This is a genomic window from Culturomica sp. (genome assembly GCF_003524185.1).
GTDB lineage: Bacteria > Bacteroidota > Bacteroidia > Bacteroidales > Marinifilaceae > Culturomica > Culturomica massiliensis.
In genome coordinates, this window is sequence record NZ_DOED01000023.1 from 48134 (window position 1) to 73506 (window position 25373).

At 42.0% G+C, this 25373-nt stretch carries 17 protein-coding genes; 6 read left to right on the forward strand and 11 right to left on the reverse strand.

What is annotated here, in order from left to right; genetic code table 11:
- Positions 1-50 precede the first annotated feature (50 nt).
- On the forward strand, positions 51-1034 hold the full coding sequence (locus DD657_RS08125) for a glycosyltransferase family 2 protein (RefSeq protein WP_287049519.1): 984 nt from the start codon (positions 51-53) through the stop codon (positions 1032-1034).
- On the opposite strand, the gene DD657_RS08130 is transcribed toward DD657_RS08125, so the two are convergent.
- Genes DD657_RS08130 through DD657_RS08140 form a run of 3 tightly spaced genes read right to left on the reverse strand, consistent with a single transcriptional unit; the run spans position 1027 to position 5106 of the window.
- Positions 1027-2247, reverse strand: a complete 1221-nt coding sequence (locus DD657_RS08130; RefSeq protein WP_287049520.1) for a CDP-glycerol glycerophosphotransferase family protein — start codon at positions 2245-2247, stop codon at positions 1027-1029. The genes DD657_RS08125 and DD657_RS08130 overlap by 8 nt on opposite strands.
- 10 nt (positions 2248-2257) lie before the next feature.
- The gene (locus DD657_RS08135; RefSeq protein ID WP_287049522.1) at positions 2258-3310 is read right to left on the reverse strand and encodes an NAD/NADP octopine/nopaline dehydrogenase family protein; all 1053 of its coding nucleotides are present in this window, start codon (positions 3308-3310) and stop codon (positions 2258-2260) included.
- Positions 3307-5106, reverse strand: coding sequence for an aminotransferase class I/II-fold pyridoxal phosphate-dependent enzyme (locus DD657_RS08140; protein WP_287049524.1), 1800 nt, complete (start codon positions 5104-5106; stop codon positions 3307-3309). Before DD657_RS08140 ends, DD657_RS08135 begins: the two co-directional genes overlap by 4 nt.
- A gap of 123 nt (positions 5107-5229) precedes the next feature.
- On the opposite strand from DD657_RS08140, the gene DD657_RS08145 reads away from it, so the two are divergent.
- Positions 5230-7704 (forward strand): YfhO family protein, encoded by a 2475-nt coding sequence (locus DD657_RS08145; protein ID WP_287049525.1) that lies wholly within the window; start codon positions 5230-5232, stop codon positions 7702-7704.
- Between the two features lie 25 nt (positions 7705-7729).
- On the opposite strand, the gene DD657_RS08150 is transcribed toward DD657_RS08145, so the two are convergent.
- Positions 7730-8653, reverse strand: a complete 924-nt coding sequence (locus tag DD657_RS08150) for a glycosyltransferase (RefSeq protein WP_068692371.1) — start codon at positions 8651-8653, stop codon at positions 7730-7732.
- Between the two features lie 102 nt (positions 8654-8755).
- On the opposite strand from DD657_RS08150, the gene DD657_RS08155 reads away from it, so the two are divergent.
- Together DD657_RS08155 and DD657_RS08160 are read left to right on the forward strand one after the other, a co-directional pair.
- The gene (locus DD657_RS08155) at positions 8756-9895 is read left to right on the forward strand and encodes a glycosyltransferase (RefSeq protein WP_287049528.1); all 1140 of its coding nucleotides are present in this window, start codon (positions 8756-8758) and stop codon (positions 9893-9895) included.
- A gap of 4 nt (positions 9896-9899) precedes the next feature.
- Complete coding sequence (locus DD657_RS08160; protein WP_021987907.1) at positions 9900-10685, forward strand: class I SAM-dependent methyltransferase; 786 nt, start codon at positions 9900-9902, stop codon at positions 10683-10685.
- On the opposite strand, the gene DD657_RS08165 is transcribed toward DD657_RS08160, so the two are convergent.
- The 7 genes from DD657_RS08165 to DD657_RS08195 form a co-directional block, all read right to left on the reverse strand.
- Positions 10680-11615, reverse strand: a complete 936-nt coding sequence (locus DD657_RS08165; RefSeq protein WP_118773559.1) for a UDP-glucuronic acid decarboxylase family protein — start codon at positions 11613-11615, stop codon at positions 10680-10682. The two genes, DD657_RS08160 and DD657_RS08165, sit on opposite strands and share 6 nt — an antisense overlap.
- Positions 11616-11776: 161 nt before the next feature.
- Positions 11777-13903: a peptidylprolyl isomerase gene (locus DD657_RS08170; protein ID WP_021987909.1), complete on the reverse strand. Its 2127-nt coding sequence runs from the start codon at positions 13901-13903 to the stop codon at positions 11777-11779.
- Positions 13904-14065: 162 nt separating this feature from the next.
- Positions 14066-16402, reverse strand: coding sequence for a type I DNA topoisomerase (gene topA, locus DD657_RS08175; protein WP_287049532.1), 2337 nt, complete (start codon positions 16400-16402; stop codon positions 14066-14068).
- A 194-nt stretch (positions 16403-16596) separates the two neighbouring features.
- Complete coding sequence (locus DD657_RS08180) at positions 16597-17256, reverse strand: lipoprotein signal peptidase (RefSeq protein ID WP_021987911.1); 660 nt, start codon at positions 17254-17256, stop codon at positions 16597-16599.
- A gap of 61 nt (positions 17257-17317) precedes the next feature.
- On the reverse strand, positions 17318-17698 hold the full coding sequence (locus DD657_RS08185; RefSeq protein WP_021987912.1) for a TraR/DksA family transcriptional regulator: 381 nt from the start codon (positions 17696-17698) through the stop codon (positions 17318-17320).
- Between the two features lie 64 nt (positions 17699-17762).
- A complete protein-coding gene (gene ileS, locus DD657_RS08190) occupies positions 17763-21203 on the reverse strand; it encodes an isoleucine--tRNA ligase (protein WP_068691535.1) in 3441 nt (1146 codons plus the stop codon).
- 187 nt (positions 21204-21390) lie between these two features.
- A complete protein-coding gene (locus DD657_RS08195; RefSeq protein WP_021987914.1) occupies positions 21391-22650 on the reverse strand; it encodes an aspartate kinase in 1260 nt (419 codons plus the stop codon).
- A 374-nt stretch (positions 22651-23024) separates the two neighbouring features.
- On the opposite strand from DD657_RS08195, the gene DD657_RS08200 reads away from it, so the two are divergent.
- A complete protein-coding gene (locus tag DD657_RS08200) occupies positions 23025-25082 on the forward strand; it encodes an acetate--CoA ligase family protein (RefSeq protein WP_287049535.1) in 2058 nt (685 codons plus the stop codon).
- 114 nt (positions 25083-25196) lie between these two features.
- Positions 25197-25361 (forward strand): hypothetical protein, encoded by a 165-nt coding sequence (locus tag DD657_RS08205; protein ID WP_021987916.1) that lies wholly within the window; start codon positions 25197-25199, stop codon positions 25359-25361.
- Positions 25362-25373: the final 12 nt, after the last annotated feature.

Genomic DNA, 25373 nt, shown 5'->3' on the forward strand with positions numbered 1-25373 from the left:
GGACGTTTATTCTGTCTTAAAAATAGTTGATTATTAAATAATTATAGGTTATGGCCAAGGTGTCTGTTATTGTCCCGGTTTATAATGCCGGTCCGTATTTTGAAAAACGTATGGAATCTTTGATTGCCCAGACGCTGTCCGATATCGAGATTATTCTGGTATTGGATTGTCCGACGGACGGAAGCGGGCAATTGGCTGAGAAATATGCTGCGGCCGACGGGCGTATAATGATTATCCCCAATAAAGAAAATTGTCATGTGGGAGAGAGCCGTAATGCCGGATTGTCGGTGGCCGGCGGGGAGTATGTCGCTTTTGCTGATCACGACGATTATTGTGAGGAGAATATGTATGAAGCTTTGTATAACATAGCTGTCGGGAACGATGCCGATATCGTATTTTCCGATATGTATCAGGTGGCCTTCAATGGAGAGTTGAAAAGGAAGAATTATTTTCCTACGGCAGTAAAATCGGCCCGGGATTCCATGTTATCGGGGCTTTTGAAAGGAGAAGGTTTTTATTTTTCTGTTTTAAATCATTTGTACAGGCGGGAGTTTTTGATGACGTATCGGCTGGTTTTTGCGGATACCCGGAAAATCAGTTTGGAGGATCGGGGTTTTAATCTTTATGCATATCATTATGCCCGGAAAGTCGTTTATTCTTCCGGTGTCTATTTGTACCATGTATTATATCCCGGAAGTACACAGCACAGTTATGAATTTAAAAGTTTACAACCGATGATCGGCCATTTGGAGTATGTCGCTCGTTTTTTTGAACAATATCCTGAATATGCAGATAAGTATGAGGCGGATTATAGCCGGGAGGTTGTAAAAAGATTGTATTATAGTTTTTTACCGGAGATTCGTTATAAATCTTTGTGTTATGCCTGCCGGATTTTGGGTGGAATAAAACATAGCACCTTCTTACAAAAGGCTTTGCAGAATTTTCAGAAACATAAGTCCGGGATTTCTTTTCCGATGAGGTGTTTCTTTCTTTTTCTCCGTTGGTTTTATATGCCCCGGAATAAAGTCAGATAGACAGGATTTTTCGGATTTCTTTAGTCAATCTGGCGGAACTGTTACCGTCGATGTATTTGTGGTATTTTAGGGTCTGTGCTTCGGTGAGGGGGAAATAGCTTTTTTTCTCCAGTATATCACAGACTTCATTCCAGTTGAAGGCTTTGATACTGGGTAGTTCTTGCCGGTAGTCATAATATTGTCCCCGGTAATTTTGAGTATAGGAATCAAAATCAAAAGGAGTTAGGATAACCGGTTTCAAAAGGGGCAGGAAGTCAAAATAAATACTGGAATAATCTGTCATGAGTATGTCTGTGTCTTTGATTAAATCATAGACATCCAGCAGCGGGTTATCGATGACATTGATGAAACGTTCGGAAAATTCCCGTTCTGACAGTCTTCCATCCCAAAAATGGCCTTTGTTCAGGAAAACATAGTCGTGTTTTTCCAGAATCCGGATGAATTTTTCAGCATTGAATCCGAATTGCCCGAATGGTTTGAATGAAGGTCCGCCGTCAAAGGAAGCCCGGAAGGTGGGCATATAAATAATAATTTTGGCTGTCGGAAATTTTTTCCGGATATCGGTGATATAATCGTTCTTTTTTGTTGAGAATAATGTGTCTAACCGGGGAGTGCCTGTAACGAATATCCGGTTTGAAGGAATCAGTAAAGCAGATTCCAAAAAGGGTACAAAAAAATCGGATGTACTGACAGAATATAGATTGCGGGGATTTTTTTGAGGAAATACGGAAAAATAGAGTTTGAGTCCTATGGATTTTTTCTCTGTGATGAGTTTCTTTTTATGTGCCAGTTTGGGTTCATCATATCCGGCGTATTTGGATGGCATGCCATGCGTGAGATACAGGCAAGTGATTTTATAAGCGAGAAACCATTTGGATCCAAAGGTATCTGTTGTGGCACTTAACGAACCTGTGGAGAATCCTGCCCGGAGCATGTAGTACACGGCCTTGGGAGAATGATTCATCACCACCGGGAACTGTTTGGATTTTAATTCATGATAGACCGTTTTGTTTTTCGTTATCCAGACTGCTTTTATATCTTTTTCGTTTTGCAATACATATTCAAACAGGGCTTTGCTGTTGTCCGAATATTTTTGTCCTCTCCACGATCCGAAAATCCACAATTTTTTCTTTCTGCCTATGAGGATGTAAAGTAGAAAGACAAAAGGGAACAGCAGGATGCCGGCTGATAAGATAAAAAATTGTCTGACCATGTTTAAGGATTTAGAATTCGATTTTAAAATCGGGTTGTTTTATCGATATAAACCGGGAAGCCCAGTTGTAAATTTTCGTGATATGGGGCATGTCGACTTCCAGTTGATCTCCGATAATTTTGATAAACGACAATCCGAATGAGAAATCCTCCTGAAAATACCGGTTTGTAAAATCAGGTATATATTTGTTTTCTGCTATTTTTTTCATAGGGCTGGGCAGGCCTTTGAAGGCTTCTATACTGCGGATTTTCAATGCCAGAGAGTGGGCATCCCGGCTCTCATAATATTTGAGTATGGGCTGTATTTCCCGGATATTGACCGGTAATCGATCCAGTATCCGGAAAAATTCATTGTCGCACCGGATAAGTAATTCTGCATCTTCGTCTGTCCAGTCTTCATAGAAAAGAGGTACTTTTTCGTAATAAATCCCTTCCCGGTAATTTTGAAATAAATTATATAGACGGCTGGTGTGTAATAGTGGGTTGCTATTGGATAAAGACACTTCAAGGTAATGGGGCACAACCTCGATAGGAGTATCCAATAATTGAAACAGCATCTGTTGCAATTTTTCTTTTTCCGGATAATTTTCAATGGCAATTTTCAATTGTTTCTTATATCCCAGAAGTGAGGCCGACCGGCCGTATTCATTTATCCGGGAGATAAAAGGAACCCGCTGGAATCCGAATAAGCCTATCCCGGGTGAAAGAAGTTGTTTGGCAATAAAGAAAAAACCGGTACTTGAAACAATAGAACCGATAATCTGTCCTTCTTTTAAAAAAGGTTTGATTTTTAATAATTCATCCTGTATGGCAAAGCCGGGTAAACAAAGTAAAATAATATCACTTTGAGGAACGGTCAGTTCCGCTTGATTGGATATGACGGCCAGTTCCCCGCAAAAAGTATGTCCGTTGCCATCTTTTACGGTGATTTCCCGTTGCCATCTTTCGGGGTGGCTGGTCAGCAAATTCACCGAAAATTGTTTTTTGGCAGCGACATATCCTGCAACCGTATGGCCGAGATTGCCGCCTCCGCAGATGCAAATGGTCAGAGGGGAGGTATTCATAATTGTTTCAGGGTTTGAACGAGTTGATTGTTGTCTGCCGTATCCCGTATGGCAATCCGGATGTAGTTTCTGCCTTTAAATGCTGCTTTACGGGAACAGTCTTTGATTAAGATATTGTGTTTCAATAAGGCCTGCGTTAATTCTGTAGCCGTATATTTTGAGGTTATCTCGCACAGGAAGTAATTGGCTTGAGAAGGGATTACCCGAAGCCATGGAATCGCTTCTAATTGTTTTTTTAAATAGTCCCTTTCTTCGATAAAACGCAGACATGCTTTTTGGTAATCGGTTTCGTATTTACCGTATATCTGCATATAAAATTCAGCAAAGGAATTGATATTCCAGATGGCGATGTCCTGTTTTGTCCGGCCGATAACAAGCGGGTCGGATGTGGCCAGAATGCCTAAACGTAGTCCCGGAACACCATACGATTTGGAAATGGACTTTAGAATGATCAGGTGGTTGTATTTTTCCAAAATGTCGTTTCTTAACAACGTGTTGTGGACGGATTCATCTGTAAAATCAACGAATGATTCGTCTAATATAAACCGGATACCTTTTTTTTGTGTCCATTCACATAGATCCAGAACCTCGTTGAAACCGATAAAATTTCCCGAAGGATTATCAGGATTGATCAGTAATAAGGCGGAAATGTCCTTATCGGCAAAATGTGTTTTTAAATCCTGTGCCGTGTATGAAAAATCGGGATTGGAAGGGATAAATGAGACGACAGTTGTTTTGTCCCGGCGATTGGGGTATTCCTCGAAGGTCGGTAAGGTAATGCCTATCTTTCCTTCCATATTTTCCATGATGCTTTTAATCAATTCGGCGGCACCGTTTCCCACGACAACGTATTCCGGTTTTATATTGAAATTTTTTCCGGCCAGCAGGCTGTTTACCCTTACCCCTGAAGGATACTGACAGATCAAACGTTCGAAGTTGGCTTTTATTTCCGCTAATAGTCTTGAATTAGGAAAGTAAGGGTTTACCAGATAACAATAATCCAAAATATGAGGGTAACGCCAATAACCGCCATAGCGGGAAGCAATGGGGGTTATTGTGTCTTCTGCAAAAATGGATTCTGCAATGTCAAGGTCCTGGATGTCGTCGATTTCGTACCACAACTCGTGATGGAGAGGCAGGGCCTTTAATTCCGGTTTTTCCAATAAGGTAATGACACGCAGTACCTGTTCGTAGTATTCATTATTTCCCAATGCTTTGCAGTAGGCTTCCAGGAAGGGAACGTAATGTGAAGAAGAAAATTTTTTACTGAATTTGTAAATGTTTACTGTTTTGTAATAACCCGGAATCTCTTCAAACGAGAATTGTTTCGGTGAGATGAAACGTTTGATGTTGTTATTTTCATCCAATGTAACGACAGTTCCGTCCATCCAGCTTTCGAATTTAGCAACCAGCGCCAGACTGGGGTAAGGGTTTTCGATCAGCCTGTCGATAACGGCATCTTCAAAAATCAAATCGGATTCGAATAGAAGTGTGTCTTTTTCTGTCAGATAGTCTTTGGCTAAATATAACGAATAGATATTGTTGGTTTGGTCAAAATACGGGTTCTCTACAAATACAATCGGAGTGGCTATGGATAAGGTATTTATGTATTCTTTTAATTTTTCTCCTTCATATCCGACAACAATGATAATGCGTTCCAGGTGATGGGTGTCGATTTGTTGCAACATCCTTTCGATCAGAGTGACACCGTTCACTTTAATCATACACTTTGTATTATCACGGGTGAGTTCTTTCAGGCGTTTTCCCATACCTGCCGCCAATATGATTGCTTGCATAATATATATTTGAGTGGTTTTGACTGTATTCCGTTTTGTTTTGACTTTCAGCCTTTAATTTCACAAAAATACATTATTTTTGCAAGGTTAAATGAGAACACAACGTATTTTATGGAAATGAAGATGAATAAACGTGCTGTCGGTGTACAGGTGATAATTGTATTGTCTTTTTTAGCTTTGGCATTTATCTATTGTGCTCCGGTTATGCAAGGCAAGACTTTGTTAGGCCATGACCTGGAAAGTTGGAATTATATGGCTAAAGAGACCATGGATTATAATGCCAGGGGAGAAGGTCAGACTTTTTGGACCAACAGCATGTTCGGTGGAATGCCTAATTATCAGATTGCGGCTCCGATGGGACAATATAATGTGTTGTCGTATGTGCGGAATGCTTTGGGGGCCTTCCCTTTTCCTGTAAGTACGATTTTCATGTATTTGCTGGGTGCTTACATCCTGTTGCTTTGTTTCCGGATCAATAAATGGATTGCGGCTATCGGGGCCGTTGCTTTGGGTTTCGTGTCTTATAATTTTATTATTCTGGTGGCAGGGCATGTCACAAAAGCAAATGTTATCGGTTATATGATGCCTTTGGTGGGGAGTGTATATTTGCTTTTCCGGGGCAATAAATGGGCCGGTGCTATACTGACGGCTCTTTTTCTGGCGTTGGCTATTATGGCCAACCATGTTCAGATTTTGTATTATACGCTTTTTATCGTATTGATATTCGGCCTTATCGAATTGGTTTATGCCATCCGGGGAAAACAATTGCGGAATTATATGACTTCGGTGGGACTGGGGATATGTGCTCTATTGATTGCAGTAGGATTGAATGCTCCGGGGCTGGCGTCGACGTATCAGTACAGTAAAGCGACGATGCGCGGAGAATCCAACGGTTTGTCAAACGAAAATAAGAGTGCAGCCGGACACGGTTTGGATAAAGATTATATTACGGCCTGGAGTTATGGGGTGGACGAGTCGATGACCCTCTTGGTTCCCGATTTTAAGGGCGGTGCCAGTGGCGGTACTCTATCGGCAAATAGCGAGACGGCGCAAAAATTGAAAGCGATGGGGGTTCCCAACATTGAGGAGACGATGAAAGATTTTCAATTGCCATTATATTGGGGTACCCAACCGTTTACTTCGGGACCGGTATATTTGGGTGCTATTGTCTGTTTCCTTTTTGTGCTGGGCCTGTTTTTGGTGGAGAAACGGACGAAATGGTGGTTGGTGTCGGTTACCGTTTTGACATTGATGCTGGCTTGGGGACATAATTTTATGTCTTTGACGGATTTCTTTATCGATTATGTACCGATGTACAATAAATTCCGGACGGTATCTATGATTTTAGTGGTTACCTGTTTGTGTATGGGATTATTGGGAATGCTGGGGTTGAAAGCTTTTTTCGATCCGGAATTGAGTCGGGAGAAGGCGAAGAGGAGTTTGAAGTATGCTTTGTATATTACGGGTGGTCTGGCTTTGTTGTTTTGGATTGTACCTTCCTTATCCGGTAGTTTCGTCGCGCAGAGCGATCGTCAGTTGGGAGGAGAGTATAGTTTTTTGAGGGATACATTGCCGGCTGACCGTATGGCTTTGTTGCGGCATGATGCCTTACGTTCTTTGATTTTTATCGTTTTGACATTCGGTGTACTCTGGATGTATCTGGTTTCGAAACTGAAACTGAATATGGTTTATGCTTTGCTCTTTGTTTTGGTTTTGGCGGATATGTGGGCGATCAATAAACGTTATTTGAGTGATAAGGATTTTACAATACAAAAAAAGACCCGGCAACAGGTTCAGCCTTCTGCTGCCGATCAGTATATTTTAAACGATAAATCGTATTACCGGGTATTGGATGCGACCGTGAATATTTTCAATGATGCCCGTCCTGCTTATTTTCATAAAAGCATCGGGGGATATCATGCGGCTAAATTGAGCCGTTATCAGGAGCTGATCGATTATCATCTGGAGGGGGAAATTCAGATGTTGCTGGCAAGTCTGAAAAACGGAAAGCTTGAGGAATTTCCTGCTTTGATGAAGCAGTTGGGGGTTTTGGATATGCTGAATATGAAATATCTGATTTACAATCCCAATGCCCAGCCTTTGGTCAATCCTGAGGCGAATGGGAATGCCTGGTTTGTGGATAGCTATCGTTTGGCCGATAATGCCGATGAGGAGATACAAGTGTTGGGAGAGATCGACACTAAACGTGAATTTGTTGCCGATAAGCAATTTGCTGCAGAAATCCCGTCGATTCAGGACCGGGATACGACAGCAACGATTCTTTTAAAAAGTTATGCCCCGAACCGGTTGGTATATGATGTAAATACTCAAAGTGATCAGGTTGCCGTATTTTCGGAAATTTATTATAAGGATGGTTGGAATGCTTATGTGAACGGGCAGAAAGTACCCTATTTCCGGGCGAACTATCTGTTGCGTGCCATGCCGTTGAAGGCCGGCCGGTATGAAGTTGAGTTCCGTTTCGAGCCTTCGGTGGTATCGACATCCATGATGGTCTCCCTGATTTCTTCCGTACTGTTGATTTTGTTGGCGGGAGTTGCCTTTTATTTCGGTTATTGGAAGAAAACGACTGTAAAATAAGGAAAGATATATCCGGATACCGGATTTAACGGGGAATTTTATTGTCGGCAGATAATAGTCCGCGGGTGACGTACCACCGGAAATAAATCAGGATGGTCCCTTTTTGCGGGGTGCATTTTAACAGATAGCCTAAGCATAATGTACAGGAAGCACCCCATTTGATTATTTCAGACAGGATACGTTTCAGGTAAGCCGTTCCGGATATTTTCCGGGTTCTGAGGCGTTCACTCATGCCGACTCCCAGAGCGAGCTGACGGATGTATGCCCGGGTTGTACGTTTTTCCGGGATAATATGCCGTACTTCGACATCGGGAAAATAATATATTTTGGCTTCCCGGGCTTTCATCCGGTTGAAAATATCTTTTTCTTCCCCTCCCATCAGATTGCCTTTTTTTCTCCCTAAGGTGGTGTTAAATCCGTCGGCAGGTATTTCTGTCCGTCGGAATCCCATATTGGCGCCGATGGGAAAAGATTTGCCTTCGAACAGACATATTTTATCTCCTTTATCGAGAGCCGATACCCAGATGTAACTCCATTTACTCATCCAGACGGGTGGTTGTCCGGTTTCGTATTCCGGGATGATTTTTCCTCCGAAAGCCGAAGCCGGATGATTTTTCAGGTTGTTTTTCAGGTTGTGTAAATAGTTTTTATGCATAAAAGCATCGTCGTCTAAAAAGACCAGAATATCCCCTCGGGCTTCTGCAATTCCCCGGTTACGTGCAAAGGAAAGCCCTTGATTGGCTTCAAGAAAATAGAAAAAAGGAATGTCCGGATAATTTTGGCGAAATCGTGCACACTCCGGAACGGTCCGGTCTGTGCTGTTGTTATCGACCAGAATGATTTCATAATGCTGTTTGGGAAAATCATTTTGTGCAATATGTTCCAGGGTTTTATATATGTATTTGTCCCGGTTATAAGTACAGACGATGATTGAAATTTGTGTTTTCATTTCCAGCATATTTTATCTTTACAAAAATAGCATTCTTAAGGACTGGTTTGGTATGGATAATCCGGATTATTTCATAATTTTGAAAGATTTATCGACTATTTTATGAAAATTGTAATTTTAGGTCCGGCACATCCTTATCGGGGAGGAATTGCAGCTTTGAATGATCGTCTGGCAGTAGAGTTAATAAAAGAGGGGCATGAGGTGACGGTATTCAATTTCAGTTTGCAGTATCCGAAGTTCCTTTTTCCCGGTAAAACGCAGTATACGGATGATCCGGCTCCCCGAAATGTTACTATTCTTCGCAAGGTCAATGCGGTAAACCCTCTTAACTGGTGGAAAGTCGGGCGGGAATTGCGGCGTTTACGCCCGGAGTTGATTATCGTCCGTTTTTGGTTGCCTTTTATGGGACCGGCTTTGGGAACGGTTTGCCGGATTGCCCGCCGGAATAAGTATACCAAAGTTATCTGTATTGCAGACAATATCATTCCTCATGAAAAGCGGATCGGGGACGTCCCTTTTACCTCTTACTTTGTGAAAGGAGTTGACGGATTTATCGCCATGTCACAGGAAGTGTTTAAAGATTTGGAAAAATTTGTGCCTCATCCGGTCCGGCGTTTTGCCCCCCATCCGGTTTACGATCATTATGGCGAGATCATTCCCCGGGAGGTTGCTCTGGCGCATCTCAAGCTGGATGCAAAATTCCGCTATTTATTGTTTTTCGGTTTCATCCGGGAATATAAAGGGCTGGATATTTTATTGGAGGCGATGGCGGATCAGCGGATCAGAGAGCAGCATATCAGATTGATTGTGGCGGGAGAATTTTATGGAAATGCCGATTTTTATCAGAAGCTGATTGAACAATATGGGATAGAAGATTTGTTGGTTATGCATACCGATTATATTCCATCCGAGGTAATGAATGATTATTTTTGTGGGGCAGACCTGGTTGTACAGCCTTATCGCTCTGCGACTCAAAGCGGCGTGACTCAAGTCGGTTATCATTTTGATAAACCGATGTTGGTCAGTAATGTGGGTGGACTGGCAGAGATTGTCGCGGATGGAAAATCCGGATATGTCGTGGAGCCGCAAAGCCGGGCGATTGCCGATGCGATTATCGATTTTTATGTGAATGAACGGGCAGAGAGTTATCGTATGGAGACCCGGAAGTTGAAACAGAAATTTTCCTGGACGAATTTGACCCGGAATATTTTTGAAATTTATGACGAATTGAAAAATAATTGAGAATATGCAAGAAAGACATGCCGACGGGGAACGCTATTTCAATGAATTGGCATATACTTCTGAAAAATATTTGCTTCCTTTTATTGAATCGGTGAAGGAGGTGACTTCCGGTATGCAGGTATTGGAAATCGGATGTGGAATGGGAGGAAATTTACAGCCTTTTGTACAGAGAGGATGCCGGGTGACCGGAGTCGATCTGGGCCAAGACCGTATAGAGAATGCTGCCCGCATGTTGGACGCCGCTCACCGGCCCGGTATTGAGCTGATCAGCGCGGATATTTTTACCGTAGAACATTTGAAAGGCTGTTTCGATTTGATTATTGTGCATGATGTCATTGAGCATATTCCGGATAAAGTCCGGTTTTTCCGGTTGATCCGGGAATTTCTTCGTCCGCAGGGATTGGTATTTTTAGCTTTTCCGGCCTGGCAAATGCCTTTTGGCGGACACCAACAGATTTGTAAGAGTAAATTTTTGTCACATCTGCCTTTTTATCATTTGTTGCCTCGTTTTATGTATAAAGGGATGTTGAAGCTTTTCGGCGAAGCTGAAAATACAATAGACGAATTACTGTCTATAAAAGATTGCGGACTTACAATTGAAGGCTGTAAAAAGTATATTAACCGCTTTAATTATAAGATTCACAAACGGGAATTTTATTTTATAAATCCTCATTATGAAGTGAAATTCAAGCTCAAACCGCGTAAGTTATCAAAGGTAATTGTGGCTATCCCTTATTTGAGAAACTTTTTTTGTACCTCCAGTTTTTGGCTGATCAGTGACGATTTATAGAATTGTCCGGAAATAGGCAATTGTTTCCTTCAGGCCCTCTTCTAATGAAATGTGGGGTTCCCAATTCAATTTTGTTTTGGCCAGAGAGATATCCGGTCGCCGTTGTGCCGGATCATCGGGAGGTAGCGCTGCATGTATAAGCTGGGATTGAGAGCCGGTGAGTTTCAGTATTGTTTTTGCAATATCCGTTATGGTTATCTCACAGGGGTTTCCCAGATTTATCGGACCGGTAAAAGAAGATTCCGTTGCCATCATTTTAATCATTCCGTCCAGCAGATCGCTGATGTATTGAAAGCTTCGTGTTTGTCCTCCGACGCCGTAAATCGTGATGTCTCTGCCTTGTAATGCCTGTACGATAAAGTTCGAAATTACGCGTCCGTCGTGTTTTTGCATGTTGGGACCGTATGTATTGAAAATGCGGATGATTTTAATATTTACGCCGTAATATCGGTGAAAATCCATAAATAGGGTCTCCGCACATCTTTTTCCTTCGTCATAGCATGAGCGGAGGCCGATGGGATTGACATTACCCCAATAATTTTCCTGTTGCGGATGTATGATGGGGTCGCCGTAAACTTCACTCGTTGAAGCCTGGAGTACTTTTGCTTTGGTACGCTGGGCCAATTCCAGTACATTGTTTGCTCCCAAAACGGAAGCTTTTATGGTCTTGACCGGATCGTATTGGTAATGAATGGGAGAGGCAGGGCAGGCTAGATTGTATATCTCGTCGACTTCGACTTCAAAAGGAACCGTAATATCGTGTTCAATTAATTGGAAATCAGGATTGGATAAAAACGGAGAGATGTTCGCTTTATTTCCCGTAAAAAAATTGTCCAGACATATGACTCTGTTGTTTTCAGCTAAAAGCCTTTTACATAAATGAGAGCCTATAAATCCGGCACCGCCTGTAACTAAAATACGTTTTTTCATACAAAATTCATCTTCCCCTTGATGCTTTTGCCCTTGGCAAACAAATGATTGTACAAACGTATTACAAAATTACTAGATATACAAATTACACAAGGATTATGTTAAAAAAAACAGGAGGGAATTAACCCTCCTGTTCAAACATAAGTTTGTGGGTTGGGATATTAGTAAAATTTGTAACGAGTGTCTTTTACTTCAGCGTTTTTGATCAAAGCCTGCATGGCCTGGTAGTTGGCACGGTACATGTTGGACTGTGTCAAACCGTTTTTGGTTTGTTCAACCATATCCGGAGTTACTTCTTCCTCGGTGCGGTTATTTACCATGATTACGTATACGCCCTGGTTTCCTTCAATCGGAGCGGAGATTTTTCCTTGTTCCAATAAGGTTGCCGTTGCGATAACCTTGGGTTCAATGCCGGCTCCCGCGATTTGGAATGAATTGAAAGTAACTTCCGGAGCCTCTTTTACTTCAAGTCCGGCTTTTTGTGCTACAGACAATAAACTTTCACTTCCGCTGGTCGCATTTGCTAATTCTTTTGACAATATTTCCGCTTTCTTTTTGCGGATCAATTCTCTTTTTATATTAGAAGCAACGGATTGAAGAGGAGCAATGCCTTCTTCATTGATTTCGGTCAGAATAGCAATTGTAAATTTATTGTCCGACTCGAAAATATTGGCACCTTCTCCGGTGAGTACAACTCCGTTTAATTTGTCGGACAAATAACTCTGACGTACCAGGTCTCTGGCATTTTCCATACCTGCAATGCCTTTGTCATTTTTGCTCAAAGTTGCGATACGTTTGGTCATTCCTGTTTCTTCTACTTTTTTGTTGAAGTCTTCCAGTGTGTTGACAGCATTGGCAAAGTTACGTGCTTCGTTATAAATTTTGTTCGTTGTTTTAGGTGAAGCTACAATTTCTTTTTCTACAGTTGCAATCTGGATTTTTTCCACCGGCTTCGCTTGAGCTGTAACTTGTACGATATGAGCACCGTATTGTGTCAGTACGACTTTTATATCTTTCGGTTTAGCGAAAAATACGGTATCGCTGAAAGGCTGTATCATATCTTTCTGTCCAAACCATCCCAAATCTCCTCCGTTTACTGCAGAATTCTGATCTGTCGAATATTGGCGTGCTATTGTTTCAAAATCTCCTCCTTTTTTCAATACATTAGCCAAGCTGTCTGCCATATTCTTCGCATGAGCATAATCATTGTTCTGGGGAGTGATCAGGATGTGGCGTGCTCTGACAGAGTCCGGAAGCATCCGGCGGTCTGCTACGCGGCTGATCCGGAATGAATTGTTTTCCAGATAGGGGCCGAAAACGGCTTTCGGATTCTTGAAAAGGAATTCGGCCAGACTATCATTGGTGATTTCGCTTTTTTTGTAATAGGTTCCGTCGAACTTTTTATCGGAAGATAAGCTAACGAATTCAGCCGGATTTTGAGCTTCTGTAAATTCATCAACGAGATCGGCAACCAATTTTTCTGTTTCATTATAGTCGTCAGAAGAAGCTTCGATATCAAAATTTACATATACGATTTTCCGGGATTCCGGCTGTTCGAACAGTTTCTTTCTGGAATCGTAATAAGCTTTGATTTCACTGTCAGAAACCTGTATTGTGGAATCGTCAATGCTGGAATAATTTTTTACGATGTAACTGATGTCCGATTTTACGGCATTGCCTTCAACTGCTTCCTCTGCCTGAGCATCTGTTGTAAACAATGCTTTCGCCAGGAGATTGTTGTATTTTGATTGTTTACGGGTATCTGAAACTTGTTCTTCTATGTTCAGCCAATACGCTTTCTGTTGTGAATTTCCCGGAGAATCAATCAAATTTTTAATGACTGTGCGGGCTTGATTTAAATCCAGTATCCCGGTATTCGGATCAGTAAACATCTGACGGATGATCGGACTAATATTTTCACCCAACAGCATGTCGTACAGTTCGTCTCCGCTTACATTGATTCCCAGTTCTTCGTATTCCCGGTTCATGATGTCCTGCATCACCATCTGTTGCCAGGTATTTTCCCGTAACATGGTTTGTTGTTCATCATTTAAAGCGGTAAGACCGTTCATCATTTTCACTACCTCTTCATTCTTTGTTACTTTGTTTTGGTATTCCTGAATGGAAATACCTTTTCCTGCAATTTCTCCGATTTGGTTGCGGGAACGGTTGAACACACTTGCGCCCGAGCTTAAAGCATCACCGACGATGAATGCAACGAGTGCCAGACCGATGATAATACTTACAAGGAGTCCACCACGATTTCTGATGTTTTGTAATGTTGCCATTTATTTTCGAATTTTTAAATTTTCTTATCGTTTATCTCGTTTTTTTGAAGCTACGAATATAGATAAAAGCCTACTGTTGTGCAAATATTTAATCCAAATTCTCTGTGCTGGCGGATTTTTGTATTCCTCTCTCTTCCGGCTTATTTTGTGATGATTTTGTCGTTACTTCTTTGTTTTTTTCGTACTTCCGGAAGTTTTTTTTGCAGTGCTCTTTTTTCCGGTTGCTTTTTTTGAACCTTCTTTTTCAATGATTTCCATACATTCCTCCAGTGTTAATTCGGCCGCATTCCGACTTTTGGGAATCTTGAAATTTTTCTTTTCGTAGTTGATATAGGGTCCGAATCTTCCGTTTAATATCATCACACCGTTATCAAATACCTTGATTTGTTTGTTTTTGTCACTCTCCCGTTTTTCCAGGATGCGTTGAATAGCCGTATCCAATGTGATGGTTCCGGGATCGTCTTCTCCTTTTTTCAGGGATACAAAGTTGTTGTTGTGTTTGATATAGGGTCCGAATCTGCCGATGCCGATACTGATTTCTTTGTCTTCAAAGTTGCCGAGCTTCCTTGGAAATTTGAAAAGTTCCAAGGCTTCTTCCAGTGAAATGGTTTCCATCAACTGTCCTTTGCGCAGACCGGCATAACGAACTGTATCACCTTCTCCGATTTGTGCCATCGGTCCGAATCTGCCGATCCTCACACTGACCGTTTCCCCTGTAGTGGGGTCGCTGCCCAATACTCTGGCCCCGGTGTTCCGTTCGGAATTTTTCAGTGTTTTTTCGACATTTTCGTGAAAAGGACTGTAAAATTGTCCGATCATTTTTTGCCATTCAATATCTCCTTCTGCAATATTATCCAAGGCTTCTTCTGCCTGGGCAGTGAAGTTGTAATTCATAATATTGGGGAAATTGGCAGCCAGAAAATCCGTTACCACCATTCCCATGTCGGAAGGAAAGAGTTTTTTCTTTTCCGCCCCGAAATTCTTTTTGGATTTCGTCGTTGTGATATCGTTTTTTTTCAGCTCATACTGGATAATTTCTCTTTCAGCTCCTTCCCGGGATTCTTTGATGATATATCCCCTGTTTTGTATGGTTGTTATGGTCGGTGCATAGGTTGACGGGCGTCCGATTCCCAGAGCCTCCATCTTTTTTACAAGGCTGGCTTCCGTGTAACGGGGCGGATGTAATGTATATTGTTCCGTAGCGATAATTTGTTTCCGGCCGAGTTTGTCACCTTCGTTAATCGGAGGTAAGAGTGCCGATTTTTCGTCATCGTGTTCATCGTCATTGGACTCCCGGTAAACACGTAGAAAACCGTCGAATATGATGACTTCCCCGGAAGCTACAAAGGGAATTTTGCTTTCTGAAGCTTCGATCGTAATATTGGTTTTTTCCAGTTCGGCGTCAGCCATCTGTGAAGCAATCGTTCTTTTATATATCAATTCGTATAGAGATTGCTCGTTATGATCTCCCTCGATATGGGGTTTGTCCATATAGGTCGGACGAATAGCCTCATGCGCTTCCTGTGCTCCTTTGCTGTGGGTGGTGTATTTTCTACTGTGGGAATACCGTTCTCCTAAAGTTTGACAAATGACGGCTTTTGCACTACGAATGGCAAGATCGGATAGGTTGACCGAGTCTGTTCTCATATAGGTGATCCATCCGTGTTCATAAAGCTTTTGGGCTACGGCCATGGTTTGTGAAACAGAGAAACCGAGTTTACGGGAGGCTTCCTGTTGCAATGTCGATGTCGTGAAAGGAGGTGCGGGCTTCCGGATAGAAGGTTTGGTTTCTATGTCGGAGACCTTAAATACCGATTGTTTGCAGGCTTCCAGAAACTGAACCGTGAGTTCGGGCGTTTCAAAGCGTTCCGATACTTCAGCTTTCAGTTCAGCTTTTTCTGTGGTTTCAAAGGTTCCGGTGATTTTGAAATACCGTTGTTCCCGGAAGGCATTTATTTCCCTTTCCCGTTCAACGATCAGTTTGACTGCAACAGATTGTACACGTCCGGCAGAAAGTGAAGGTTTTACTTTTTTCCATAATACAGGAGATACCTCGAAACCGACTAAACGATCCAATACCCTTCTGGCTTGCTGGGCATTTACCAGGTTGCGGTCTATATCCCGCGGATTTTGAATGGCATGTAAAATGGCATCTTTTGTAATTTCATGGAAAACGATCCGCTTGGTATTTTCCGGTTTTAATTTCAACACTTCGAAAAGATGCCAGGCAATTGCTTCTCCTTCACGGTCCTCATCGGAAGCGAGCCATACCGTTTTCGCTTCTTTGGCCAATGCCTTTAATTCTTTTACAACAGCTTTTTTATCTGCTGATATTTCGTATTTCGGTTGGAAATTGTGCTCAATGTCAATTCCGAGATCTTTTTTCTCTAGGTCTCTAATGTGACCGAAGCTGGATTTTACCGTATAATTACTACCTAAAAATCGTTCTATGGTTTTGGCTTTTGCCGGGGACTCCACTATAACCAAATTCTCAATCATGCCTTATATACCTAATCTAAAATAATTAATGACACAAAAACTTTGCTAGTCTCTAAAAGAAACTAACATTAAATAAGTCGATGGACTTAAAATAATTGCATATGGACTGTGCCGAAGTTATAAATTTTAATTCGGCTGCAAACCTACGAAAAAATAATGGAAAATTGAAAGTAGAATTTTGAAAATAAAAAGTTTTATACTTTAGCTGTGTTGCCTTTATCTGTTTTTACCTCATTTTTCTTGTTGTTTTTCCCGGAAAAAAATTTTCGGTGGAACAGGATCAATATTAAAACTCCTATTGTAATATAGGAATCCGCCAGATTGAATACAGGCCGGAAGAAGACCAGATAATCTCCGCCCCAGATCGGAATCCAGGAAGGTAGAAAATCTTCATAAATAGGGAAGTAGAGCATGTCTACCACCCGCCCGTGTAGAAACGGAGCATAACCTCCACTTTCCGGTAAAAATGTGGCTACTTGGCTATAACTATCGTTGAAAATGAGTCCGTAAAACATACTGTCGATGATGTTTCCCAAAGCTCCGCAAAAAATCATCCCGAAAGAAAAGATAACGCCTATGGGGGCTTTTTCTTTAAGTAATCTCAACGTATACCAGGCAATTCCAACGACAGCGACAATGCGGAAAAGGCTGAGGATGGTTTTGCCGGTTTTCCCGCTTTCCGATGCCATGCCGAAAGCCATACCGTTATTTTCGATGAAATGAATTTTGAACCAGTCACCCAGCACATTGAATTCATCCCCGATCATAAAATGGGTTTTTATCCATATTTTTGCGGCCTGATCTATGACCAGCAAAGCGATTACAAAAATGAAAAGCTTATTTTTCAGACTCATGTATATTATCGAAAAATGAAACTAAGAACCGTTTTTACAGGTCCTTAGTTTTTCGTTTTTATCAGGACTCCTGTCCTTCTTTTGCTTCAATACTTAAAGTGGCATGAGGTACAGCACGCAGTCTTTCCTTGGAAATCAACTTGCCCGTAACCCGGCAAATGCCGTATGTCTTGTTCTCAATTCTGATTAGGGCTGCTTCCAGGTGTGCAATAAATTTGGCCTGTCTTTGCGCCAGTCTGCCTGCTTCTTCTTTGGATAATACAGAAGCCCCTTCCTCAAGTACTTTGAACGTAGGTGAGGTGTCTGCAATATCATTCCCGTCACTTCCCGAGATAACGGCTTTTAAAGTCTCATAATCTCTCTTTGCTTTTTCGAGCTTTTCAAGAATAATTTCTTTGAATTCCTGTAGCTCCGCGTCCGAATATCTGGTTTTTTCTGCCATAGCTTTTAATTTTTATCCAAGATAATAAAAAAGTAGTCTAAAATGTGATCTTATACTTTTCTTATTATTCGGAGGTTACATTTTTTTCGATCTTAATACTTGTGCTCATGTCGTCGATTTCAACTTCTTTTGCTTCACCCGGGATAGAATCAACCAATTCAATGCTTTCGGCCAGAACCTGACTGGCAATATAAGTTGAAAAATTTTCTACAGCCTCGTTGATCTGTTCGTTTTTCTTTATGTATAAACGGATTTTATCAGTGACATCGAAATCGCTCTCTTTGCGTAAGTTTTGGATCCGGTTGATAAATTCACGTGCTATACCTTCTTCTTTCAGTTCTTTGGTGATGTTAATATCCAAAGCGACTGTAACACGTCCTTCGTTGGCCACCAGCCAGCCGGGAATATCTTCTGAAAGAATTTCCACATCTTCCAATCCCAAAGTTAGTATTTCGTCGCCGATTTGCAACCGATATTCGCTTTTTTTCTCAAATTCAAAGATATCGCTTTGAGTCATTGCTGCGACAGTTGCTGAAATCTGTTTCATGTATTTACCGTATTTCGGTCCCAGGGTTTTGAAATTCGGCTTGATTTTTTTGATCAATACGCCTGTGGTATCGGTGATGTATTCGATCTCTTTGACATTGACTTCCGATAATATGATATTTTTTACCGCTTCCAGTTGGAGTTTCATGTCTTCGTTCAGGATCGGAATCATCAGTTTAGATAACGGTTGGCGAACCCTGATTTGCACTTTGCGTCTCAATCCCAACACCATGGATGAAATTTGTTGAGCCAATTGCATACGTTCTTCCAGCTGCTTGTTGATCAGTGTCTCATCTGCTGTCGGGAATTTGGCTAAATGTACGCTGCCAGCAAATCTTCCGGTAACGGTATTTAAATCGTGGAATATTTGTTCCGTATAAAACGGAGCGATCGGAGCGGCCAAAAGTGCTACTGTTTCAAGACATGTGTACAATGTCTGATAAGCAGAGATTTTGTCGGTGGAATATTCTCCGCCCCAATATCTTTTTCGGGATAACCGTACATACCAGTTAGACAGATTTTCAATTACGAAATCTTGTATGGCCCGGCCTGCTCGTGTGGGTTCATATTTCTCATAAGCTTCTGTTACTTCTTTTATCAAAGAATTGAGCAGAGAAAGTATCCACCGGTCGATTTCCGGTCGTTCCTGTACCGGTACTTCCGGTTCGTTGTATGAAAATTTATCGACATTTGCGTATAAAGCAAAGAACCCGTAGGTGTTGTATAATGTTCCGAAAAATTTACGTTTTACTTCGTCGACTCCCGCTATATCAAATTTCAGATTATCCCAGGGCTGAGCGTTTGTGATCATATACCAGCGCAATGGGTCGGAACCGAATGTTTCGATGGTTTCGAACGGATCGACTGCATTCCCCAGACGTTTAGACATTTTGTTGCCTTTGGCATCCAGCACCAAACCGTTCGAGATGATATTTTTAAAGGCAACGGAGTCGAAAGCCATTGTAGCGATGGCATGTAATGTGAAAAACCAGCCGCGTGTTTGATCGACTCCTTCTGCAATGAAATCTGCCGGAAAGCGCAAATGCTTGTCGATATCCTCTTTGTGTTCGAACGGATAATGCAGTTGAGCATAAGGCATGGCACCCGAGTCAAACCATACGTCGATCAGGTCTTTTTCACGGAACATTTTTTGACCGCTGGAAGACACCAGGATAATGTCGTCTACATAGGGACGATGTAAATCTATTTTGTCATAGTTTGCCTTGGAATTATCTCCTGCAACGAATCCTGCGTAGGGATTTTCAGTCATGAATCCGGCTTTGATGGAAGCTTCGATCTCTTGGATTAATTCTTCGACAGAACCGATGCATTTTTGTTCATTGCCGTCTTCGCTGATCCAGATCGGTAGCGGAGTTCCCCAATAACGGGAACGGGACAGGTTCCAATCTACCAGATTTTCCAACCATTTTCCGAAACGTCCTTCTCCGGTGCTGGCCGGTTTCCAGTTGATCGTTTTATTCAGTTCGATCATGCGTTCGCGTACGGCTGTTGTCTTGATAAACCAGGAATCCAGCGGATAGTACAATACCGGTTTGTCGGTGCGCCAGCAATGCGGGTAACTGTGTTCGTGCTTTTCAACTTTAAACGCTTTGTTTTCTTTTTTCAACATGACGGCAATGTCAATGTCCAGTGTCGCATCGTTTTCGGTTAGGCTCGGATCATAGGCGTTTTTTACAAAACGGCCGGCATATTCGCCGTATAATTCTGTATTTACATTGTTTTCTACAAATTGCGGATCGATTTCTCCGATCACGAAAAGCCGGCCGCGTTTGTCGACCATCGGCTGTTTGTTGCCGTCCTTATCGACAAGCAACATCGGTGCTATGCCCGCTGTTTTGGCTACCCGGTCGTCGTCAGCACCGAAGGTCGGGGCGATATGCACGATGCCGGTACCATCTTCGGTCGTTACAAAATCACCGGTGATTACCCGGAAAGCATCACCTTCGGGGCGCATCCAGGGCATCAGTTGTTCGTAACGGATACCTTCCAATTCGGCGCCTTTAAATTCACCTACCTTTTGGTAAGGAATCAGTTTATCGCCTTCTTTGTAATCTTCTAAAGCCAGGCCTTCGGCTTTCGGATTGAAATAAGCGTTGAAACGGTCCTTTGCCAATACAACGGTTATCGGCAAATAGGTATAAGGGTTATAAGTTTTAACCACATAATAAGATATGTTGGGACCGACTGCTAAAGCCGTATTCGAGGGCAATGTCCACGGTGTTGTGGTCCAGGCCAGGAAATAAACGACATCGTTGTTTGCAAATAGTTTTTCCGATTTTTCGTCCCGGATAACTTTAAATTGCGCCACACAAGTCGTGTCTTTTACGTCCCGGTAGCATCCCGGCTGATTCAGCTCGTGGGTACTCAGTCCGGTTCCGGCAGCAGGAGAATACGGCTGAATCGTATATCCCTTGTATAAAAAACCTTTATCGTATAATTTTTTCAATAAATACCATAACGTTTCGATATAACGGTTGTCATAGGTGATATATGGGTTTTCCATATCCACCCAATACCCCATTTTTTTTGTCAGGTCTTCCCATTCTTTTGTGAATTTCATCACATCAGCCCGGCATTCTTTGTTATAATCGACAACACTGATTGTTTTACCGATGGCTTCTTTGGTTATTCCTAATTTTTTTTCAACACCCAGTTCGACAGGAAGTCCGTGGGTATCCCAACCGGCTTTACGTTCGACATAAAATCCCTGAAGCGTTTTGTACCGGCAGATGACATCTTTAAGAGTTCTGGCCATGACATGGTGAATACCAGGCATACCATTGGCAGAGGGAGGGCCTTCATAAAAAACAAAAGAAGGATGGCCTTCCCGTGTTTTCAGACTCATCTCGAATGTATTATTTTCTTCCCAGATTTTTAAAATGTCTTTGTTTACTTGTGAAAGATTTAAACCTTTGTATTCAGGGAATTTTTTGTCCATTGTTATAATACTTTAAAATTGTAAATTTTAGATTTTAAATTTTAAATTGTTTGGCAATCTGCTTCGTTATCAGATCCTTTTAATCTAAAATCTAAAATCGTAAATCTAAAATTAAAACCTAAGTTATATTTTATTTTCAAAAACTAAGGTGCAAATATATGATTTTTAATTGAAGATAGATAACGACTTAGCTTTTTCTTACGACAAACCTGGCCGTTAGCCGGCTACGTTGTTCGACCAAAGCTTCGGTGTCTCCGATCAGTTTGTCGATGATTGCTTCCGTATAATGACGGATCGTAATCAAACGGACATCTTTATTATATAATACCTCGAAATCGTCTTTCATTTCGAGAATGAAGCTGTCAAAAACCGCTTCGTTGTTGTCGATACAGAATGAAAAGCTGATTGCCGAATTCTGCATGAGATTGAGGCGTAGGCGGTATTTGGCCAAAGTTCCGAAAATCTGGCTTAGCTTGGCTTCTGCAATAAACGAGAAGTCCCGGGGTGTCAGGGTCAGTAATAACTGATTGTCTTTATTGATGTATATCGGCGGTAGTTTCAGTTTTTCTTCCAGATCCCGGATGACCGACCCGTGTTCTTCCGGATGGAGGAACGACTTGACAAATAAAGGTATTCTTTTATTTTGTAACGGTTTTATTGTTTTGGGATGAATGACTTTCGCCCCGAAATTCGATAATTCGATCGCTTCCCGATAGGATAGTTTGGGTATGATCTCCAGATCGTCGTATAATTTCGGATCGGCGCTCATAATACCGGGAACATCTTTCCAGATCGTTACATTTTCGGCTTCCAGTAAATTAGCAAGAATTGCCGCCGTATAATCCGAGCCTTCCCGGCCTAATGTCGTGGTTTGGTTGGTCGGGGTTCCGGCTATAAAGCCTTGTGTAAGATACATAAATGTATCCTGGAACGTGAAAATTTTCCGGCACAGTTGTGTCGATAAATCCACATCTATGTTGGCATCCCGGTAGGTTTCGTCAGTTTTCAGACATTTCCGGATGTCGATCAGTTTAATTTTACGTCCTTGCTTATTCAGATAAGCGGATACAATCGTTGTGGAAAGCAATTCTCCGAAAGATACAATACGGTCGTATTCATAATCGTAACACAAAGACGGTTCGCTGTCCAGAATTTCCTGCAATTCTTCGAATAGAGCATTGATTTTGCCGTTTACTTCTTCATCGTTGTCTCCGAACAGATCGTGTACGATGTTTTGGTGAAATACTCTGACCTTGTCGAATGACTGTCCGAAACTTTCGGTTTTGTGGAAATAATCATTGCACACCTGCTCCAGTGCGTCGGTCATTTTTCCCATGGCGGAAACGACAATGATCAGATTCGTCTTTTGTGTATTGAGAATCTTAAGTAAATTTCTGATGCTTTCCGCATTACATACAGAAGCACCACCGAACTTGAAAATGTTCATATTGTTCAAAATTTGCCGACAAAAATAAGGATTAAATTGTAAATTTCAGATCGTAGTTTTTAAATTCTGATATAAGCCGAAAGGAAAATGGGTATATTCGACCGGACGATTGTATTTTTCAGATGAAAGGAGTAACGACGGAAATTATTTTAGACGTTGTATTTTGCCTCTTGATCCGTCTTTACGGACATTTTTTATGTTAGATTTATCTGACAGGTAAGTGCTTTTCTTTCGGGGAACGGTAAATGTGTAAATTAAAATTCGTAAAGCTACAAGTAAATCTATCATTCTTTTAGTAACAAACGTTTGCAGATTATAATTCGTAATTATATATTTGCTTTTTCTAATAAAATAAAACCTTATCTAACAAGAATATGATTAACGATCAATTATTGAATCCATCCGGCATTGTGGTTGTCGGAGGTTCGGACGATATTCAGAAACCGGGAGGGAAGGTGTTGAAAAATCTGATTGACGGTCGGTTTTCCGGGAGTTTATATGTTGTAAATCCGAAAGCAGAGGCTGTTCAGGGGGTGAAAACTTTTCAACAGGTAGAGCAATTGCCTCAAGTTGATTGTGCTATTTTGGCAATTGCGGCTAAATATTGTCCGGCAGCAGTAGAGGTGTTGGCACGGCAGAAAGGAACCCGTGCTTTTATTATCCTTTCGGCTGGATTCAGTGAAGAAAATGCGGAAGGGGCTGCTTTGGAGAAACAGATTGTAGATGTAGTGAATGAAGTGGGCGGGGCATTGATCGGACCGAATTGCATCGGCGTGTTGACGACTCATTATCAGGGTGTGTTTACGACACCGATACCCGAGTTGGATGCTCATGGGGTGGATTTGATTTCCGGATCGGGGGCTACGGCCTTGTTTATTATGGATACCGGCATGCAGAAGGGGGTGAAATTTTCCAGTGTTTTTTCTGTCGGTAATTCGGCTCAATTGGGCGTGGAAGAAGTGTTGGAATATTTGGACGAATCTTTCGATCCCGAAAAAAGTTCCCGGGTGAAATTATTGTATGTAGAGAGTATAGCGAAGCCGGCGAAATTATTGAAGCATGCTTCTTCTTTGATCCGCAAAGGTTGCCGGATTGCTGCGATCAAATCGGGAGGTTCTGCGGCAGGAAGCCGGGCTGCTTCTTCGCATACCGGAGCTTTGGCAAGTCCCGACATTGCAGTGGAAGCTTTGTTTCGGAAGGCGGGTATAGTAAGATGTCATGGACGGGATGAATTAGCGACGGTTGCCGGTATTTTTATGTATCCGGCTTTAAAAGGCAAAAATATGGCGGTAGTAACTCATGCCGGCGGACCTGCCGTTATGCTGACGGATGCGTTGTCAAACGGGGGAATGGAAGTACCTCATTTGGAGGGACCGAAGGCAGAGGAGTTGTTGGCGAAACTGTTCAACGGTTCATCGGTCGGAAATCCGATTGATTTTCTGGCTACCGGTACGGCTGAACATTTGGGGTTCATTTTGGATGCTTGTGATAAAGATTTCGATAAAATCGACGGTATTGCTGTGATTTTTGGAAATCCCGGATTATTTCCCGTTTTCGATGTTTATGACATGCTGGATCGTAAAATGCGGGAAGTGCATAAGCCGATTTTCCCGATCTTCCCTTCTTATACGATTGTTAAAGAGGAAATCGCTGATTTCGTAAACAAAGGGCGGGTATATTTTCCGGATGAAGTGATTTTCGGAAATGCACTGGTTAAGGTTTGCAGTACACCGCAGCCTCAGCCGGAAAAACCGGAATTGCCTGCGGTGGATGAGGCCCGGATCCGGAAAGTTATCGACGGAGCAGAGAACGGTTATCTGACACCTGTGCAGATTCATGAATTGCTGGATGCTGCAGGAATTGCCCGTGCTAAGGAAGGCGTTGCAGATACAGAGGACCGGATCGTGTCTCTGGCAAATGAAATCGGCTATCCCTTGGTTATGAAAGTCGTCGGTCCTGTTCATAAATCAGATGTCGGGGGCGTAGTGTTGAATGTATCGGACGAAGAAACTGTGCGTAAGGAATTCCGCAGAATGATGCAAATCAAAGATACCTATGCCGTCATGTTGGCTCAGCAGTTAAAAGGAACTGAAGTATTTATCGGAGCTAAACGGGAAGATAAATTCGGGCATATGGTGCTGTGCGGTTTAGGCGGTATTTTTATCGAAGTGTTGAAGGATGTAAAAGCCGGATTGGCTCCTGTGTCCTGTCATGAAGCTCTGGACATGATAAAGGGTTTGAAATCGTATAAAATTATTCAGGGTGTAAGAGGACAGGAACCTGTAAATGAAATTAAATTTGCGGAGGCTGTTGCCCGGGTATCTGTTTTAGTTAAAGTTGCTCCGGAAATTTTTGAGATGGACCTCAATCCCTTGTTGGGAAATAAGGAAAATGTGGTCGCTGTGGATGCCCGTATCAGAATAGAAAAATAAGGGCTGGAAAGATTTTGAATTGTAGATTTACGATTTTTCTTTTTTACAGGGGAGGAGCGTTGGTTCAATCTAAAATCTAAAATCGTAAATCTGAAATTAATTTCATGTTTGTTTATGAAGAAATGGAATGAGTTTAGTGGTTCGGAAAAACGAATGATTATTGTTCTCGGGGTCTTGGTCATATTGATTGTATTGACTTTTGGCCGGGTTAATCAAGGTGTACGCAATGGTTTCAGTCATTTCTTTTCCACCCCGGCAGATACCGTTCAGGAGAAATAATTCAGACTGGTA

Coding starts and splice junctions, on each gene's coding strand:
- DD657_RS08195 (WP_021987914.1), bottom strand. CDS start 22,650: ATGAACATTTTCAAGTTCGGTGGTGCTTCTGTATGTAATGCGGAAAGC.
- DD657_RS08180 (WP_021987911.1), bottom strand. CDS start 17,256: ATGAGTCTGAAAAATAAGCTTTTCATTTTTGTAATCGCTTTGCTGGTC.
- DD657_RS08165 (WP_118773559.1), bottom strand. CDS start 11,615: ATGAAAAAACGTATTTTAGTTACAGGCGGTGCCGGATTTATAGGCTCT.
- ileS (WP_068691535.1), bottom strand. CDS start 21,203: ATGGACAAAAAATTCCCTGAATACAAAGGTTTAAATCTTTCACAAGTA.
- DD657_RS08125 (WP_287049519.1), top strand. CDS start 51: ATGGCCAAGGTGTCTGTTATTGTCCCGGTTTATAATGCCGGTCCGTAT.
- DD657_RS08200 (WP_287049535.1), top strand. CDS start 23,025: ATGATTAACGATCAATTATTGAATCCATCCGGCATTGTGGTTGTCGGA.
- DD657_RS08140 (WP_287049524.1), bottom strand. CDS start 5,106: ATGCAAGCAATCATATTGGCGGCAGGTATGGGAAAACGCCTGAAAGAA.
- DD657_RS08205 (WP_021987916.1), top strand. CDS start 25,197: ATGAAGAAATGGAATGAGTTTAGTGGTTCGGAAAAACGAATGATTATT.
- DD657_RS08135 (WP_287049522.1), bottom strand. CDS start 3,310: ATGAATACCTCCCCTCTGACCATTTGCATCTGCGGAGGCGGCAATCTC.
- DD657_RS08170 (WP_021987909.1), bottom strand. CDS start 13,903: ATGGCAACATTACAAAACATCAGAAATCGTGGTGGACTCCTTGTAAGT.
- DD657_RS08150 (WP_068692371.1), bottom strand. CDS start 8,653: ATGAAAACACAAATTTCAATCATCGTCTGTACTTATAACCGGGACAAA.
- DD657_RS08185 (WP_021987912.1), bottom strand. CDS start 17,698: ATGGCAGAAAAAACCAGATATTCGGACGCGGAGCTACAGGAATTCAAA.
- DD657_RS08155 (WP_287049528.1), top strand. CDS start 8,756: ATGAAAATTGTAATTTTAGGTCCGGCACATCCTTATCGGGGAGGAATT.
- DD657_RS08130 (WP_287049520.1), bottom strand. CDS start 2,247: ATGGTCAGACAATTTTTTATCTTATCAGCCGGCATCCTGCTGTTCCCT.
- DD657_RS08160 (WP_021987907.1), top strand. CDS start 9,900: ATGCAAGAAAGACATGCCGACGGGGAACGCTATTTCAATGAATTGGCA.
- DD657_RS08145 (WP_287049525.1), top strand. CDS start 5,230: ATGAATAAACGTGCTGTCGGTGTACAGGTGATAATTGTATTGTCTTTT.
- topA (WP_287049532.1), bottom strand. CDS start 16,402: ATGATTGAGAATTTGGTTATAGTGGAGTCCCCGGCAAAAGCCAAAACC.